At 56.8% G+C, this 16932-nt stretch carries 19 protein-coding genes and 1 riboswitch; of the genes, 9 read left to right on the top strand and 10 right to left on the bottom strand.

Annotated elements, in window-relative coordinates:
* Window positions 1-7: 7 nt before the first annotated feature.
* The 7 genes from metK to miaB all read right to left on the bottom strand — a co-directional run bounded on the left by metK (window position 8) and on the right by miaB (window position 7654).
* Window positions 8-1189: a methionine adenosyltransferase gene (gene metK / locus I9182_RS10775; RefSeq protein ID WP_209598222.1), complete on the bottom strand. Its 1182-nt coding sequence runs from the start codon at window positions 1187-1189 to the stop codon at window positions 8-10.
* 5 nt (window positions 1190-1194) lie between these two features.
* A riboswitch (SAM-SAH riboswitch) is annotated at window positions 1195-1243 on the bottom strand.
* Between the two features lie 30 nt (window positions 1244-1273).
* Window positions 1274-2788, bottom strand: coding sequence for an apolipoprotein N-acyltransferase (gene lnt, locus I9182_RS10780; protein WP_209598223.1), 1515 nt, complete (start codon window positions 2786-2788; stop codon window positions 1274-1276).
* On the bottom strand, window positions 2785-3672 hold the full coding sequence (locus I9182_RS10785; protein WP_209598310.1) for a hemolysin family protein: 888 nt from the start codon (window positions 3670-3672) through the stop codon (window positions 2785-2787). Before I9182_RS10785 ends, lnt begins: the two co-directional genes overlap by 4 nt.
* A gap of 35 nt (window positions 3673-3707) precedes the next feature.
* Window positions 3708-4202 carry an rRNA maturation RNase YbeY gene (gene ybeY, locus I9182_RS10790; RefSeq protein ID WP_209505391.1) on the bottom strand — a complete coding sequence of 165 codons (495 nt, stop codon included), beginning with the start codon at window positions 4200-4202 and terminating at the stop codon, window positions 3708-3710.
* A gap of 36 nt (window positions 4203-4238) precedes the next feature.
* Window positions 4239-5261: a PhoH family protein gene (locus I9182_RS10795; protein ID WP_209598224.1), complete on the bottom strand. Its 1023-nt coding sequence runs from the start codon at window positions 5259-5261 to the stop codon at window positions 4239-4241.
* 136 nt (window positions 5262-5397) lie between these two features.
* On the bottom strand, window positions 5398-6297 hold the full coding sequence (locus I9182_RS10800; RefSeq protein ID WP_245222588.1) for an outer membrane beta-barrel protein: 900 nt from the start codon (window positions 6295-6297) through the stop codon (window positions 5398-5400).
* Window positions 6298-6334: 37 nt separating this feature from the next.
* Window positions 6335-7654 (bottom strand): tRNA (N6-isopentenyl adenosine(37)-C2)-methylthiotransferase MiaB, encoded by a 1320-nt coding sequence (gene miaB / locus I9182_RS10805; protein ID WP_209598225.1) that lies wholly within the window; start codon window positions 7652-7654, stop codon window positions 6335-6337.
* A 122-nt stretch (window positions 7655-7776) separates the two neighbouring features.
* Here miaB and I9182_RS10810 point away from each other — a divergent pair, with 122 nt between their 5' ends.
* Window positions 7777-8640 carry a hypothetical protein gene (locus I9182_RS10810; RefSeq protein ID WP_209505377.1) on the top strand — a complete coding sequence of 288 codons (864 nt, stop codon included), beginning with the start codon at window positions 7777-7779 and terminating at the stop codon, window positions 8638-8640.
* A gap of 6 nt (window positions 8641-8646) precedes the next feature.
* On the opposite strand, the gene I9182_RS10815 is transcribed toward I9182_RS10810, so the two are convergent.
* On the bottom strand, window positions 8647-9444 hold the full coding sequence (locus tag I9182_RS10815) for a phytanoyl-CoA dioxygenase family protein (RefSeq protein ID WP_209598226.1): 798 nt from the start codon (window positions 9442-9444) through the stop codon (window positions 8647-8649).
* Between the two features lie 83 nt (window positions 9445-9527).
* Here I9182_RS10815 and I9182_RS10820 point away from each other — a divergent pair, with 83 nt between their 5' ends.
* On the top strand, window positions 9528-10451 hold the full coding sequence (locus I9182_RS10820; RefSeq protein WP_209598227.1) for a LysR family transcriptional regulator: 924 nt from the start codon (window positions 9528-9530) through the stop codon (window positions 10449-10451).
* Here I9182_RS10820 and irrA read toward each other — a convergent pair.
* On the bottom strand, window positions 10429-10845 hold the full coding sequence (gene irrA / locus I9182_RS10825; RefSeq protein WP_209598312.1) for an iron response transcriptional regulator IrrA: 417 nt from the start codon (window positions 10843-10845) through the stop codon (window positions 10429-10431). The genes I9182_RS10820 and irrA overlap by 23 nt on opposite strands.
* Window positions 10846-11033: 188 nt before the next feature.
* Between irrA and fabA the strand changes: the two genes are divergently transcribed.
* The 4 genes from fabA to I9182_RS10845 are packed head-to-tail and all read left to right on the top strand — an operon-like array spanning window position 11034 to window position 13839.
* The gene (fabA, locus tag I9182_RS10830; protein WP_209598228.1) at window positions 11034-11543 is read left to right on the top strand and encodes a bifunctional 3-hydroxydecanoyl-ACP dehydratase/trans-2-decenoyl-ACP isomerase; all 510 of its coding nucleotides are present in this window, start codon (window positions 11034-11036) and stop codon (window positions 11541-11543) included.
* Between the two features lie 31 nt (window positions 11544-11574).
* Window positions 11575-12804: a beta-ketoacyl-ACP synthase I gene (gene fabB, locus I9182_RS10835; protein ID WP_209598229.1), complete on the top strand. Its 1230-nt coding sequence runs from the start codon at window positions 11575-11577 to the stop codon at window positions 12802-12804.
* 5 nt (window positions 12805-12809) lie between these two features.
* Complete coding sequence (locus I9182_RS10840) at window positions 12810-13601, top strand: enoyl-ACP reductase (RefSeq protein WP_209505367.1); 792 nt, start codon at window positions 12810-12812, stop codon at window positions 13599-13601.
* A 58-nt stretch (window positions 13602-13659) separates the two neighbouring features.
* On the top strand, window positions 13660-13839 hold the full coding sequence (locus I9182_RS10845; protein ID WP_209505365.1) for a hypothetical protein: 180 nt from the start codon (window positions 13660-13662) through the stop codon (window positions 13837-13839).
* A gap of 33 nt (window positions 13840-13872) precedes the next feature.
* Here the strand turns inward: I9182_RS10845 and I9182_RS10850 are convergent, their stop codons facing one another.
* Window positions 13873-14301, bottom strand: a complete 429-nt coding sequence (locus I9182_RS10850; protein ID WP_209505363.1) for a peptidylprolyl isomerase — start codon at window positions 14299-14301, stop codon at window positions 13873-13875.
* A 126-nt stretch (window positions 14302-14427) separates the two neighbouring features.
* Here I9182_RS10850 and I9182_RS10855 point away from each other — a divergent pair, with 126 nt between their 5' ends.
* Genes I9182_RS10855 through I9182_RS10865 form a run of 3 tightly spaced genes read left to right on the top strand, consistent with a single transcriptional unit; the run spans window position 14428 to window position 16915 of the window.
* Window positions 14428-15114, top strand: a complete 687-nt coding sequence (locus I9182_RS10855; protein ID WP_209598230.1) for a haloacid dehalogenase type II — start codon at window positions 14428-14430, stop codon at window positions 15112-15114.
* On the top strand, window positions 15114-15944 hold the full coding sequence (locus tag I9182_RS10860; RefSeq protein ID WP_209598231.1) for an alpha/beta hydrolase: 831 nt from the start codon (window positions 15114-15116) through the stop codon (window positions 15942-15944). Before I9182_RS10855 ends, I9182_RS10860 begins: the two co-directional genes overlap by 1 nt.
* Window positions 15941-16915, top strand: a complete 975-nt coding sequence (locus I9182_RS10865; RefSeq protein WP_209598232.1) for a threonine/serine dehydratase — start codon at window positions 15941-15943, stop codon at window positions 16913-16915. Before I9182_RS10860 ends, I9182_RS10865 begins: the two co-directional genes overlap by 4 nt.
* Window positions 16916-16932: the final 17 nt, after the last annotated feature.

Genomic DNA, 16932 nt, shown 5'->3' on the forward strand with positions numbered 1-16932 from the left:
TTTCAGATCAAACTGCGGATTTCAGCGCGTCGACCAGATCAGTGCGTTCCCAGCTAAAACCGCCATCTGCATCCGGTTCGCGGCCAAAGTGACCGTAAGCCGCTGTACGCTGGTAGATCGGCTTGTTCAGTTGAAGGTGCTGGCGAATGCCACGCGGCGTCAGATCCATGATCTGACCAACTGCTTTTTCGATCGCCGCATCTGCAATCTGACCCGTGCCATGCGTGTCTGCGTAAATCGAAAGCGGCTTCGATACGCCAATGGCATAGCTCAACTGAATAGTACAGCGCTCGGCCATACCTGCGGCTACGACGTTTTTCGCCAGGTAGCGCGCAGCATAGGCCGCCGAACGGTCAACCTTGGTCGGGTCTTTGCCCGAGAAAGCACCGCCACCATGCGGGGCTGCGCCACCATAGGTATCCACGATGATCTTACGACCGGTCAGACCCGCGTCGCCATCCGGCCCGCCAATAACGAATTTGCCGGTCGGGTTGACGTGCCATTCGGTTTCGGCCGACAGCCAGCCTTCGGGCAGAGTTTCACGGATATAGGGTTCAACGATGGCGCGGATATCATCCGACGTCAGAGCCTCGTCCAGATGCTGCGTCGACAGAACAATCGAGCTGACGCCGACCGGTTTGCCGTCTTGATAAACGACAGACAACTGAGATTTCGCATCCGGCCCCAGTGCAGGCTCGGTGCCGTTCTTGCGCACTTCGGCCAGACGCCGCAGGATTGCGTGCGAATACTGGATCGGTGCAGGCATAAGCGCAGGCGTTTCTGTTGTGGCAAAGCCAAACATGATACCCTGGTCGCCAGCGCCTTCGTCCTTGTTGTCTGCGGCATCCACACCCTGCGCGATATGGGCGGATTGTTCGTGCAGAAGGTTCGTCACCTCGACGGTTTCGTGGTGGAACTTGTCCTGCTCGTATCCGATGTCTTTCACGCACTCGCGCGCAATTTCGTCGATGCGGCCCATGTAGTCGTGCAGTTTGTCCTTGTCCGACAGACCAACTTCGCCACCGATGACGATGCGGTTGGTCGTGGCAAAGGTTTCGCAAGCCACGCGCGCCTCAGGCTCTTCGTTCAGAAATGCATCAAGGACAGCATCCGAGATACGGTCACAGACCTTATCCGGGTGCCCTTCAGAAACGGATTCCGAAGTAAAAGTATAGTTCTGTCGGGACATAAATGTGCTCCATTAAGGTTTCTCCGCCACGCCAGGAAGCCGTTGTGGCAGACCACAGACGCATACGCCTGCCCAAAGTTGGGGTCAATCTCTAATTGCCCGGTCGCCGCGGATACCAAACAGCGCCATTGCCAAAATAAACAGTAGGACAACAACGACCGGACTGTCCCCGATACGAGCATAAGTCGTGCGACGGTGTGGTTGCGGCAGCACGGCGTCCACATATCCCGCCTCACCCAGAGCCAATGACGCAGTCACCCGACCCAATGGGTCAATCACGGCCGATACACCGGTATTGGCCGAACGGATCATCGGCAAGCCCTGCTCGATTGCCCTCATCCGGGCTTGCACCAGGTGTTGAAACGGTCCCGACCGCGTACCAAACCAGGCGTCATTTGTGATCTGCAATAAGAAGTCAGCCCGACCCGGCGCGCCATTCACATCTTGCGGAAAAATGGCTTCGTAGCAAATCAGGGGCAATGCGTTTCCAAGCTTACCGAGGTCCAACCGGGAGGGGCCCGGCCCCGCGCTGAACCCGTGCCCGGTTGTGGCCGCCAGACCACTGACCCCGAAACGCCCCATCAGATCACCCAACGGGACGTATTCACCGAAAGGCGCCAAGTGGTGTTTGTCATACAACCCTGCTTGACGCCCGGTTTCATCCAGATAGACCAGCGAGTTGAAGATCCTCGAGCCTTCTGCACGCTGAATCCCCAATATCACCGGCACACCCTGCGCGGCATCCGCAACAGTCGACAGAAACGGTTGCGCGCTACCCAACCACGCTGGAACTGCGGTCTCGGGCCAGACAATCAGGTCGGGTCTAGGAAAAGCTGCGGTATATTCAACCTGACGCGCGAAAAACAAAGGCGCATATGCCGGATCCCATTTTTGGTGCTGAGGGGCATTCGGCTGGACCACGCGAACCAGATGCGAACTACCCTGAACGACGGGTCGCATCGACCCATAAGTAATCGCCATCACCGCCATCGCAACTGTAAAACCCAGGGTCCGCGCCAAACCGTTCAAGGGTTTGTCCTGCACCAATGCCGCGCCAATTGGTAACGTTGCGGCAAAGGTCAGCGCGTTCAACCCATACGGCCCAACCAGAGACAGCACCTGAGCCACCGGTGTATCCACCCAGATCTGCGCGGCGCCAGCCCATGGAAAGCCAGTCAGCACATATCCACGCGCCACCTCGGCCAGGGACAAGACTGCAACCAGTAATATGCCCTGACGAATGGGCGTCGCACCAATTCTGCGCGACAGGCCAAAGGCGGCAGCCCAGAACAAGGCCAGTCCGCCCGCCAAGAACACCAACGCAAACGGGGCCATCCAGGCATGGCGTTCAGCATCCACCTGGAACGGTTCAATGATCCAGCCGAGGGCATGGGCAAAATAGCCGGTCGCGAAGGCCCAGCCGACCCAGGCCGCCCGGCCTCGGGTTTCGCTGGTAAGGAAGATCGGCACAATCAGGACCAGAGCCAAAACGGTTGCGCCCCAATACAGATGAGGCGCCTGACCAAAAGCGCCTACCCCGCCAAGGGCGGCGGCGGCCAGCAATCTCAACGATAATGGCCATCCCCGCACTGGGGTCATGCAGCAACGCCCGGCAGCATGACGCGCAGCCGTTTGATACGGCGTGGATCGGCTTCGATCACTTCGAATTCCGGGCCCTCTGGGTGAATGACAACCTCACCCCGCGCCGGAACGCGGCCAGAGAGCATAAAGACAAGCCCGCCCAGAGTATCGATTTCCTCTTCGTCGACGTCTTCATGACTGGTCAGAGACCGGCCAATCTCGGCCTCGAAGTCTTCGAGCGGCACACGCGCCTGTACCACATAGCATCCGGGCTTTTCCTGCACCCAAAGCTGGTCTTCATCCGCATCGTGCTCGTCAGCGATTTCACCGACGACCTGCTCGATCAAGTCTTCGATCGTCAGCAGACCATCAACGCCGCCATATTCATCAATCACCAATGCCATGTGACGCCGCTCGGTTTGCATCTTGGTCAACAAGACGCCGATCGGCATGGATGGCGGCACGAACAAAAGCGTCCGAAGCATAGAGGTCAGATCAAACTCTTTACCCCCACCGTTGAAACCGTGGGTCAGGGCAAAATCCTTGAGATGAACAAAGCCAAGCGGTGTATCCAAGGTTCCCTCATAGACCGGAATCCTCGACATACCACTGCTCCGGAAAACATCCGCCAGTTCATCTTTTGTGATCGTTGAAGGTACCGAGACGATTTCAGCGGTGGGGATGGCAACATCCTCAACGCGCATCCGGCGCAGGTTAATCATCCCGCGTGGCTGCGCCACAGCCGCGTTTTGTCCGTTCACCGTCTGGTCCGGTTGAGTATCTTCGCTCGAAAACACATCAAGGATTCGAGAAAACAGACCGGTTTTCTCTTCCGTTTCAGTACTGCTGTCCTGAGGTTGCGCGCTTTGCGCCGCCCTAGAACTGCCTTCTATATCGCCCATTACCTTGTTCCAACTGATCGGGTCTTGAACCCACATTATACCTTATATGGGTCATCAATACCCAATTTGCCAAGTATCTTGACCTCAATCCCTTCCATCAAGGTGGCATCGGGGTCACGAATGTGATCATAACCCAGCAAATGCAACGTTCCGTGAACAAGCAAATGGGTCACGTGATCATTCATTGCCTTGTTGGCCTCAGCCGCCTCGCGGACGCAGGTGTCATAGGAAATCGCAATATCACCCAGAACAATCTCACCGGTAAAATCAGGCTCTGGCAGGCGTGGTGTTTGCCCTGGCTCGTCCGGAGCCAGGTCTTCCGCAGGCCAGCTCAACACATTGGTGGGCGTCGGTTTGCCGCGAAATTCTGCGTTCAGTTCTGAAATCCGCGCGTCGTTGCACGCCAATATACTGACTTCGCACTGTTCCGGCGCCAGTCCGCAATGGGCCAGAACGGCGTCAATCGACTTTTGTGACAAGACCTCCAGGTCTTGCCACCTTTCGTCTTCGAAAATGAGATCCAGGGTCATCTTCCCGCGCAACAGCCTCGTTAACGGGCTATGTGCTCACGTGGTTTCACAGCCCGCATCGGCCTCATACGCCTCGATGATCGCGGCGACAAGCGGGTGACGCACCACGTCTTTTGAGGTGAAGTAGTTGAAACTGATATTCGGGATCGTTTTCAACAACCTCTCAGCATCCGCCAGGCCCGATTGAACGCCACGCGGCAAATCGACCTGTGACCGGTCGCCGGTGATGACCATGCGGCTTCCTTCACCCAGACGGGTCAGAAACATCTTCATCTGCATCGTGGTGGCGTTTTGCGCTTCATCCAGAACAACAAATGCGTTGGCCAGCGTACGACCACGCATAAAGGCCAGCGGAGCGATTTCGATTCGTTTCTCTTCGATCAGTTTGGCCAACTGTTTTCCGGGCAGAAAATCGTTCAACGCGTCATAAAGCGGTTGCATGTAAGGGTCGACCTTGTCCTTCATGTCACCCGGCAAATAACCCAGTTTTTCGCCCGCCTCGACCGCCGGACGGCTCAGGATGATTCGATCCACATGTCCGCCGATGAACATCGAAACCCCGACCGCCACTGCCAGATAGGTCTTACCCGTCCCCGCGGGACCAATTCCAAAGGCCAGCTCATTGTTGAACAGTGACTGGACATAGGCTTTCTGGGCGTCGGTGCGCGGTTCAACCAGCTTCTTGCGGGTCTTGATCTCGACCGAACCGCCCTTGAACATTTCAAGCTGGTCGCCATCCCGGCTTCCGGTTCCCTGTTCCGAAACACCCATCCTCAACTCGCGATCGACGTCTGCGGCCTCAACCTCGCGCCCACCTTCAAGCCGTGTATACAGCGATTGAAGTACCTCAACCGCCTGTTTCTGAGCATCTTCATCGCCCATCACAACAAGCTGATTGCCGCGGCGCACAATCTGGACCGAAAGCTTTGTTTCGATCTCGGCCAGATTGCGGTCATATTCACCGCACAGGTCAATCAGCAATCGGTTGTCGGGAAATTCTACGAACGCCTCGTGTTGGGGCATTTCATCTTGCGGTGGGGTCAGGGCACCGATGGCCAATCCGCTCTCCTGTCTTGGCTGTTCACCCCGAGCGTAGACAACAAATCTTGGTAGGCGCAAGCCACAGTTTCAAAAATAAATGCTGAGATGTCATAACAGCCGATTTAATGGTGATCGGTTGCCGATTGGATGTACATCAGAAGGTGTAATTCAGCCCGATTCTCAAGCCGCTGTATTTTGGTGTGGACTTAGTGGAGAAGCCAGAACTGAACTGGACGTCCTTTGATTGGAACTGGACATATTCATATTCGCCCGTAATCGACCAATTGCCCGACAACTTATGCTCGGCCCCTATGCTTGCCGAATAGCCGTTCCGCCGATCTGACACCGAGAAATTCTGAACCGAAGTGCCCGATGCAATACTGTTGGTTGTTTCCACATCGCCCCACAGATATCCGACACTGAAGAAATACAGAATTCGTCCGCTGCGGTTTGTCAGACCATTGCGAAATCGGACTGCCAGAACATCCGATATCTCTGTTCCGCCTTGCACATTGACGCCGCCGATCCGCCTGCTGACAGTGTCGTCTAGGGATCCGAATTCATACCCGACTTCAAAGCCATAGACGTAGTCGCGCCCACCTGCAGCTGGTAAGACACCACGCCAGCCGCCCCGGAGGCCCCCGTATGTTCCGGATAAATCCTGATCACCGATATCAAACTGTCCGCCGGGCGTTGTCAGGCCAAACCGATCGTCCCCGCCAGAGCCATAACCGCCGGTAAGTCCCAGGTAAAAAGCGCGGACATCGCTGCTGAATCTTTTCGGGCTGACCACTTCCGGATCGCTTATGTCACCTTTCAAATCACCGGCCATGGATACGCCGGCAATCAGTGTAACAGCGGCAGTTAGCGTCAGTGTTTTCAACCTGCTCAGGCTCCCAAAGCTCTTGATAGTCGACACTCGTACCTCCCTCATCCCGTTTTCCGGGACCGGCATATCGCCGATTTGCAGACGCAGATCCTTGCGCCCAAAAAACCATGGCTCCTCTCGGAGCATAGTTCCAAGCAATAAATCAAGGGTAAATTTTGGAAACAAACACCAACTATGGTGTCCAGGAGGTGTTTGCACCGATCTACAGCAATTCGCCCGCCAGAGAATTCGCCCCCGAGGCAGTGATCCGGACCTCTCTCAAGTCACCCGTGGTGATCTCTGGTCCTTTTACGTGTACCGAATGCAGATATTCAGACTTTCCAACCATCTGCCCGGACAAGCGACCCGGTTTTTCAAAAAGAACGCGGACAGTGCGTCCGACCATACCGTCCTGAATCTCCCGCTGATGGCGCGTGATCAAGGCCTGAAGCCGCTGCAACCGTTCATCTGCCGCTGCCGGATCGACCTGAGCCCGTTCAGCCGCCGGGGTTCCCGGACGTGTGGAGTATTTGAAGGAATAGGCGTAGCCGTATTTGACCTCTTCGACCAAATCCATCGTGGCCTGAAAATCATCTTCGGTTTCTTCGGGGAAACCAACGATGAAGTCCCCCGACATCACGATATCAGGCCGCGCCGCACGAATGCGTTCGACCAGCCGTAGGTAGCTTTCTGCCGTGTGGCTGCGGTTCATCCGCTTGAGGATACGGTCCGAACCCGACTGAACCGGCAGGTGCAGATAGGGCATCAGCTTGTCACAGGTGCCATGTGCCTCGATCAGATCGTCGGCCATGTCGTTCGGGTGCGAGGTGGTAAAGCGGATACGTTCCAGCCCGTCGACCTTGTTCAGCTCCCAGATCAAACCAGCAAGCGTCATGTCACCATTCGCCCCGGCACCGTGATAGGCGTTGACATTTTGGCCCAGCAACGTGATCTCCCGCACCCCGCGCTCGACCAGATCATGGGCTTCGCGAATGATGCGATCCGCTGGGCGGCTGACTTCAGCACCGCGTGTATAAGGAACCACGCAGAAGGCGCAGAATTTATCGCAGCCCTCCTGAACAGTCAGAAACGCCGTCGGGCCACGCTTGGCCTTGGGGCGGTTTTTCAGTTTTTCGAACTTATCCTCTTCGGGGAAATCCGTGTCCAACGCCTTTTCACCCGCTCGGGTCTTTGCCTCCATCTCGGGCAGGCGGTGATAGCTTTGCGGTCCGACCACCAGATCAACCAGAGGCTGGCGGCGCATGATCTCTTCGCCTTCCGCCTGAGCGACACAGCCCGCCACGCCGATTTTCAGATCAGGCTTCTCGGCCTTCAGGCCCTTGAAGCGCCCAAGTTCGGAATACACTTTCTCTGCCGCTTTCTCACGGATGTGGCAGGTGTTCAGCAGAATCATATCCGCATCATCAGGTGTCTGGGTTTCAACATAGCCCTGCCCGCCCAGCGCCTCGGACATGCGTTCGCTGTCATAGACATTCATCTGACAGCCATAGGTCTTGATAAACAGCTTCTTCGGTTCGGACATAAGACGGGCCTTTGCATTCGCTGGACCGGCGTCGTCTATATGCTTCGAACGCCGCTTGCAATGCAGGCGCAATTACCCGAATTTGGCGGAACTTTCCAGCAAGACAAAACCGAAAACAGCCGATGCAATACGATTCCCTAAACCATTTCCTGAAAGCCGGGCAGCCCGCAATGGCGCAAGGCCCCGTTGCTATGGTCTTTGCCGAGGACGAGGTCGAGTTGGAAAGTACTCTGCATCACCATTTGAAGCTTGGGTTCAAATCCGTTATCGCCTTCATGCCTCAGGAGTTCCGACTGGAGCCCGCGTTGACCGACCGGGTGCATCGGGTCACCTTGAAATGCGTTCCCCGAACGGTGGTTTTCGATACCCTGAACAGAATAATTCAGGCCGCGCCCGGCATCTGGATGTACTACTGCTACAACGCCGAATACCTGTTCTTTCCGTTTTGCGAAACGCGCAGCATTGCTGAGATGCTGGCCTTTCACAGCGAAGAACGCCGCAACGCGATGCTGAGCTACGTCATCGACCTTTATGCCGAGGACCTGACCGCTTTTCCCAACGGCGCCGCTCCCGAACAGGCTTTGTTCGACAAAACGGGTTACTATGCCCAATCACGCCACGACCCTGACGGCCAACCGCTGGACCGGCAGGTTGACCTGTCAGGTGGCTTGCGCTGGCGGTTCGAGGATCACATTCCCTATGAACGCCGTCGCATCGACCGCATCGCCCTGTTCAAGGCGCAAAAGGGCCTGATCCTGAAATCCGACCACACGTTCAATGAGCCGGAATACAATACCTATTCCTGCCCTTGGCATCACAACATGACCGCAGCTATTTGTTCCTTCCGCGCTGCGAAGGCGCTCAAAACAAATGCCGGGTCGACTTTTGACATTCCAAATTTTAGCTGGCGCAACTCCGTACCTTTTGAATGGCACTCGCGGCAGCTGCTGGATCTGGGTCTGATCGAATCAGGCCAATGGTTCTGAAGCGCCTCAGCGCTGAAACAGGACCGGAAACCAGTCTTCACGAAGACGCTGCCCCGGTGTCATGCCATGGCCGGGAAAAGGTGGAGAGGTTCTGCCTGGACGCTCTACATACCGCGCGTCATCGCCGACCAGCCGCAGAGAAAAGGCGCGGCGACGGCTGTCTGACTGGTTGCCCCGCGCACCGTGAAGGGTGCGATAATTGAAGGCAACGGCGTCACCGGGGTCCATTTCGAATTCGACGACCTTCATGCCCTCAGCATCCGGGTCCGGCACGGGGATGTACTGCCCTTCATCAGGGAAAAAACCTTCCTCTGAAACCCAGCGGGTTGGCAGCACCTCTTTTTCCCACCGGTGAGAGCCTGCGACGCAGCGCAACGTCGCCTGCCTGACCGGATCCAGCGGAGACCAGAAGCTGATGGTTTGCTGACCTTCAACGAAGTAATATGGGCCATCCTGATGCCAGGGCGTGGCCATGGATGTCCCGGGCTCTTTGACCAATACGTGGTCATGAAATACCTGAACACTTTTCGACTGCATCAGATCCGCGGCGACCTCGGCCGCAGGCGAGTTTTCGATCACCTCGCGGAACTGCGGAATGCGGGTCCAGTTGCAGTAATCGTCAAAGAACAGACCCGTTTGACCCTCTTTCTTGTTTTCTGATGCATACGGGCCAGGCTCTGCCATATTCGCGGCAATGCCGTCGCGCAGTTGATCCACATAATCTGCAAAAAGGCCTTTGATCAGAACGGCGCCATCATCCTGATACGTTGTGATCATCTCTTGGGTAACAAGAGGGTGAGGCATCTGGGTCTCCATTCGTTTTTCAATCTTTTGCGTTGAAGGCGTGTTCTGTTCAAATTATATCTTTCGAAGCTATAATTAACTTCATGTTATACATTTCACTGCGTCAGTACGAATATGTTTGCGCAGTCGGGCGCCACGGCAGCCTGTCCGCCGCCGCACAATACCTGAATGTTTCACAACCAGCACTGTCCACCGCCCTGACGCGTGTCGAAGCACATTTGGGATACCCGCTGTTTATCCGCCGCCGAGGTTCGGCCATGGCGCTGACACCTCAGGGGCGAAAATTCATCGATCAGGCCGAGACCCTGCTGAAAGACGCAGCCCAAATCGAGGCATCAGAAACTCCGTCGCCAGGCACGACACGTCTAAGACTGGGGTGTTTTACGGACCTCGCGCCCTTCCTGCTGGCACCCGCCCTGCACCATTTGCGCGATGCTTTTCCAAACATCGCTATCACTTATTTTGCCGCCTCCTTCGAAGGGCTGTTGAACAGATTGATTGATGGCCAGATCGATGTTGCAATCACTTACGAGCTGACAATGGACGCGGGGTTCACACGCGCAAAACTGTTCGACAGTCGGCCAAAGGCCCTTATGCCCCCGGATCATCCGTTGGCGACAGCGGGCACGGTCTCGCTGGCTGACTTGGCCGCTCAACCGTTGATCCTGTCAACAGAAGGCTTGTCGGCACAACACATCCTCAGTCTCTTTCGGCGCAACGGTCTGCACCCGACTGTCGCCCATAAGGCGGCATCGATCGAGATTCAGCGCAGTCTTGCTGCCCATGGCGAAGGGATCGGGATCAGCTATACCAGCCCGCTCAACCCGGTCAGTTATGACAATAAACGTCTTGTCAGTGTTCCGATCAGCGATCAGGACGCAACTGAATCCGTTGTTCTTGCGCGCCACGGAACAGGGCCCGCTGACGCGACCATTGATCAGGTTGAACGCTTGTTGTTGGCAAGTTTGAAAGGTGGTCTTGGCGCTACTTTTTGCGAAGGCGAATGACAACGTCGACCGAGGCAATCTCGACACCCTCGGGCGCTTCGGGCAGGCGCTGGATCACCAATTGGTCCGATGGCGCATCACTCAGGCGCGCCTCGTCTTCCCAATAAAAATGAGGGTGGTCATGCGTGTTCGTGTCGAAATAGCTTTTTGACCCGTCCACAGTAATTTCCTGCAGAACACCAGCGTCGCAAAACGCGCGCAGGGTATTGTATACCGTCGCCAGGGACACAGCGTCACCATTCGCCTTGGCCGATTCAAACAGGCTCTCGGCGGTGACGTGACGATGGCGGCCATCGCCCACCAGAAGCTCGGCCAACGCCACACGCTGACGCGTCGGACGCAGGCCGGCGTTCACCAGCCAACCCGTTGCTATTTCGCCGCTCTGCGGTGTCATTGATCCAATACCCATAGTCACTTCCATTATATATAGGAGCGCATGGTTGGCAATTTCAAATGAAATTCATTCGCAAAGAACGCGGCATACACAACATGATGTGGCCGCTGCTCTTGCAGGACCTTGCAAACGGGTGCTAGACGAGGCCAGATATAACGAACGGACCCACGGCAGGAGAGGCGGCAAGAATGGCCCAGTTCCCAAGCAGTTTTGACAAAGACGATCTGCTGAAATGCGCCCGCGGCGAATTATTTGGCCCCGGCAATGCACAATTGCCCGCCCCGCCAATGCTGATGATGGACCGGATCACCGACATCTCGGATGATGGTGGCCTGCATGGCAAAGGACATGTGCTGGCCGAATTCGATATCACCCCTGACCTTTGGTTCTTTGACTGCCATTTTCCCGGTAACCCGATTATGCCGGGTTGCCTGGGCCTTGACGGTCTATGGCAGCTGACCGGTTTCAACCTGGGTTGGCGTGGCTGGCAAGGGCGCGGCATGGCCGTCGGCGTGGGCGAAGTGAAACTGACCGGTATGGTTCGTCCCGACCGCAAGATGCTAACGTATAAAATCGATTTCAAAAAGGCGATTCAGACCCGTCGCCTGACCATGGGTGTGGCAGATGGAATCGTCGAAGCCGATGGCGAGATGATCTATGATGTCAAAGATATGAAGGTCGTTCTGTCCGAGGCCTGAGCCTGACCGACCCGAAATAAGGAGTGCGCACATGCGTCGAGTAGTCGTCACCGGTCTGGGGGTAGTGTCTTCGATCGGGAATAATGCCCAAGAGGTTCTGGCCTCGCTCAAAGCAGGTAAATCCGGGATCGAAGCCAGCGAACAGATGGCGGAACATGGGTTTCGCAGTCAGATCGCGGGAACGCTCAAGATTGACGTGGCTGAACACGTAGACAAACGCACCCTGCGCTTCATGGGTCCCGGGGCCGCCTATGCACATATCGCCATGAGCCAGGCGATTGCCGATTCCGGGCTGACCGAAGACCAGATCGTTAATCCCCGCACCGGACTGGTTGCGGGCTCTGGCGGCCCGTCGACAAGCGCGATGCTGACGGCGCATCAGACCGTTCTGAAGACAGGCGCGACCAAGCGGATCGGTCCGTTCGCTGTGCCGAAATGCATGTGCTCGACAATCTCGGCAAACCTGGCGACCGCATTCAAGATCAAGGGTATCAACTATTCGATCACCTCGGCCTGCTCGACCTCGCTGCATTGCATCGGCAACGCGGCCGAACAGATCATGCTGGGCAAGCAGGACGTCATGTTCGCTGGCGGCGGCGAGGAACTGGACTGGACACTTTCGTGCCTGTTCGATGCAATGGGCGCGATGTCGTCAAAATATAACGACGCTCCCGAGAAAGCCTCGCGCGCGTTTGACGAAAACCGTGACGGGTTTGTGATTTCCGGTGGCGGCGGCATCCTCGTTCTGGAGGAGTTGGAGCACGCTCTGGCCCGCGGCGCAAAGATTTATGCAGAAGTCACCGGCTATGCTGCTACCTCGGATGGCCACGACATGGTGGCCCCTTCGGGTGAAGGCGGCGAGCGCGCAATGCGGCTGGCGCTGGACACACTGCCCGAACGTCGCAAAGTTGGCTATATCAACGCACATGGGACCTCGACACCTGTCGGTGACGTGGGTGAAGTAGAGGCTGTGCGCCGAATCTTCGGTGAAGGTAACGTGCCACCGATTTCCTCGACCAAATCAATGACTGGCCACGCGCAAGGCGCGGCAGGAGCGCTAGAGGCGATCTTCTGCCTGCTCATGCTGGACAATGATTTCATTACGCCGTCGATCAATGTCGACACACTCGCCCAAGGCATCCTGCCCGGTGAAATTGCAACTGAAGTGGTTGAAAACGCAGGACTGGACAGTGTCATGACCAACAGCTTCGGCTTTGGCGGCACCAACGGGTCCATGATTCTGTCTAAGTATAACGGGTGAATGTGATGTCGGATCTTCTCAAAGGTAAGCGCGGCCTGATCATGGGCGTGGCCAATGACCGCTCAATCGCGTGGGGCATTGCCAAGGCCATGCACGAGGCGGGTGCAGAACTGGCCTTCACCTATCAGGGCGAGGCGTTCGGCAAGCGGCTGGAACCTCTCGCTCAAAGCTTGGGCAGCGATTTCATGGTGGATGCTGATGTGACCGACGACGAGTCACTGGATCGCGCCTTTGGTGAGCTGGCCAAGCGTTGGCCCACCATCGACTTTGTTGTTCATGCTATTGCGTATTCGGACAAGTCCGAGCTAACAGGTCGGTTTCTGAATACCACGCGGGCCAACTTCAAACACTCGATGGACGTGTCGGCCTATTCTTTCATCGAGGTAGCACGCCGCGCCTATCCGATGATGAAGGACAATGGGGGCTCGCTGCTGACGCTGACTTATCAGGGATCAAACCGCGTAGTACCGAACTACAACGTCATGGGTGTTGCCAAGGCTGCGCTGGAATCGGCGACCCGTTATCTGGCCAATGACCTTGGCCCGGATGGTATTCGCGTGAACGCAATCTCACCGGGGCCAATGAAAACCCTTGCCGGTGCGGCCATTGGCGGTGCGCGCAGGACATATAAGTTCTGCGATCAGAATGCGCCGATGCGTTCGAATGCCACACTGGAAGCTGTTGGCGGAACCGCAGTTTACCTGACATCTGATGCGGGAGCCTGCACGTCCGGCGAAATCATCCGCGTTGATGGGGGTTTCCACGTTCTGGGCATGCCGCAGCCCGATTTCATGTGACCATATCTTTCCCTGCCGCCGCCAAGATTTCACCATCTTTGGGCGGCAGGACTTCGATATGAGCAAGCTAGATCAAATCATTGCAAACAACGCACGATCAGTGCAAAGCCGGAAGAAATCCGGCTTCCTCAGCCAGCGGGCCAGAGTGCTGCTGCTCGGGCTGACATCATTGCTGCTGGTGTTTGTCTTTTTCACCCAGCCACAGGTACGTGAAGCTGTCGAAGCTTTGATCGGCTGAAGTCCGGGCAGGCGTTCCAACCCGAACTATGTCTCAATTGATCGAGACGACTTCAATCTCAAACACCAGATCCTGACCGGCCAACGGATGATTCCCATCCAGGGTCACAGTCGCTTCGTTGGCGTCCACAACTGTCACAGGTACGGCCTGACCGTCTGGTGTCTGCATCTGCAGTTGAGTGCCCGGATCCAGCGGAATATCCTCGGGAATACCCTCACGTGGGATTTCCTGACGCATCGCAGGATTGATCGGGCCGTAGGCGTCGGTACAGGCAATCTCGACCCGTTTTTTGTCACCTGCGGACAAACCGGGCATGGCACTGTCCAGACCGGGAATGATCTGGCCCGATCCAACCACGAACTCCAACGGATCACGCCCATCCGAGCTGTCAAAGACTTTGCCATCCAACAATGTCCCTGTGTAATGGATGCGAACCGTGTCGCCTTGCTTGATTTCGGTCATAGTGGTCTCCGGCCGTTTTTAGGGGTTAAGCGGCCAACCCTAGAGATTGACACAAAGTTGTAAACCCTTGGCCCTTCCCCCCCCTTTCGCGTTGTGCCAACCTGCGCGCAATCAGAGGAGGGTCATATGGCAATCACGACCTGCGTGTTCGACGCCTACGGAACGCTGTTTGACGTGGCGGCCGCCGCCCGGCAGGCGGCAGGCGAGCCGGGGTTCGAAGCCCTGAAAGACAAATGGCCCGAAGTCGCGGGGCATTGGCGCCTGAAGCAATTGCAATACACATGGCTGCGTGCTGTGGCTGATGCCCATGCGGATTTCTGGGATGTCACGCAGGACGGGTTGGACTGGGCGCTGGAAGCTGCCGGCCTTCAGGGCAACCCTGAACTGCGCCAACGCCTGCTGGACCTTTATTGGGAGTTGCAGGCCTATCCCGAAGTTCCTGCGATGCTGAAAGCCCTCAAGGGTGGTGGGATGCGGACTGCCATCCTGTCCAACGGATCACCACCCATGCTGGACGGCGCTGTTCAATCCGCCGGGATCGGCGATGTGCTTGATGACGTGCTGTCGGTCGAAAGCGTTGGGGTCTTCAAACCCCATTCCCGTGTTTATGATCTGGTTCAGAACAGGTTTGACTGTGCCCGCGACGAAGTCTTGTTCGTCAGTTCAAACGGCTGGGATGCTGCAGGGGCCAGCGGTTATGGTTTTGTCACCGCCTGGGTCAATCGGATTGGGGAACCAATGGACCGGCTACCGTGGACGCCAGCGCATGTACTGTCTGACTTGACCACCATTCCCAAGCTGGCTGGTCTTTGATGTCAGACTTTACGACTTCGGACGGCAGGCGCATCTATTTCGAAGACCATGGATCGGGCACGCCGCTTTTGTGTCTGGCCGGATTGACCAGAAACAGCCGGGATTTCTCGTATTTCGCAACACATGCCACTGAACTGCGCATGATAACGATGGATTACAGGGGGCGCGGTCGCTCGGACTACGACCCCGATTTCATGAACTACAACGTCTTTCGTGAATCCCATGACGCGATTGAACTGCTGGATGTTCTGGGCATCGAAAAAGCGGTCATTCTTGGCACTTCGCGGGGCGGGCTGATTGCCATAGCATTGGCGGCAAGCCACCCCGAACGTTTGGCCGGTGTGATCCTAAACGATGTGGGGCCGGTCATCGAGACGTCAGGCATCGCCAAGATCATGGCCTATGTGGGCGCACAACCCACCGCGAAAACCTATGACGAAGCTGCTGTTGTCCTGAAACATGTGATGGAGCCGCAATTCCCGAAAGTTCCGCTGGAAATTTGGCGCAAACAGGCCGAAATTCAATACGAACAACAGGGGGACGGCCTAGCGCTGCGCTATGACCCGGCCCTGCGCAAAGCGCTTCTGGAACAGGCCGCGAGCGGTGCCATACCCGATTACTGGTTGTATTTTGAAGCGCTGCGCAACATTCCCTGCGGCGCGATCAGGGGCGCGAACTCGGACGTTCTGAGCGCAGAAACACTGGCTGAGATGCACCGGCGGCATCCCGGTCTGATCTCGGCCGAAGTGCCGGATCGCGGGCATGTTCCGTTCTTGAATGAGCCTCAATCTCTGGATGTCATCAAAAAGGTATTGAAGAACGCTGCATGAGCACAATTGAAATGATCGAAGCCGCGGCCAAACGGCTTAAGGGACATGTCCGCGAGACACCAATTCTGTCGTCGCCATTTCTTGACGCGATCGCCGGGCGCCGGATTTGGGTCAAGCCGGAATGCCTGCAACATACGGGCAGTTTCAAGTTTCGGGGGGCTTGGTCTGCCATATCCGCGCTGGACGAAGACACACGCCAGCGCGGCGTGATTGCCTATTCCTCGGGCAACCACGCGCAGGGCGTTGCGATGGCGGCGTCGAATCACGGTATTGCTTCGGTCATTGTCATGCCGTCGGACGCGCCGCACCTGAAAATCGAAAATACCCGTGCGCTTGGGGGTGAGGTCGTTCTTTACGACCGCGCAAACGAAAGCCGCGAAGAGATCGGGGAAACCATCGCCGCCGAACGCGGGCTGACCCTGATCCGGCCATATGACGAGCCTCAGGTGATTGCCGGGCAAGGTACCACCGGCTTGGAAATCGCCAGACAGGCAGCGGAACTTGGGGTTTCTCAGGCGGATGTTCTGGTCTGTTGCGGTGGTGGCGGCCTCACCTCTGGCATTGCGCTGGCGCTTGAAAAACACGCCCCCGACCTAAGGGTACGCCCGTGCGAACCGGAAGGGTTTGATGACGTCAAACGGTCACTGGCGACGGGACGGATTCAGAACAACAACGCGGCATCAGGCAATATTTGCGATGCCATCCTGACACCGCAACCCGGCGACATCACCTTTCCCATCCTAAACCGTTTTTGCGGGCCCGGTATTTCGGTGACCGAAGACGAGGCCCTGCGCGCTATGGCACTTGCTTTCCTGCGCCTCAAGATCGTGCTGGAGCCCGGCGGCGCAGTTGCATTGGCCTCGGCCCTGTTCCGGGGTGACGAGATCGAGGGCGACGACGTGATCGTGGTCACTTCGGGTGGTAATGTCGATCCGGATATTTTTGCCAGGGCGTTGGAATTCCTGACCTGACAGGCACCCCAAACCTG

It is taken from the genome of Ruegeria sp. HKCCSP351, from assembly GCF_017872535.1.
GTDB lineage: Bacteria > Pseudomonadota > Alphaproteobacteria > Rhodobacterales > Rhodobacteraceae > Ruegeria.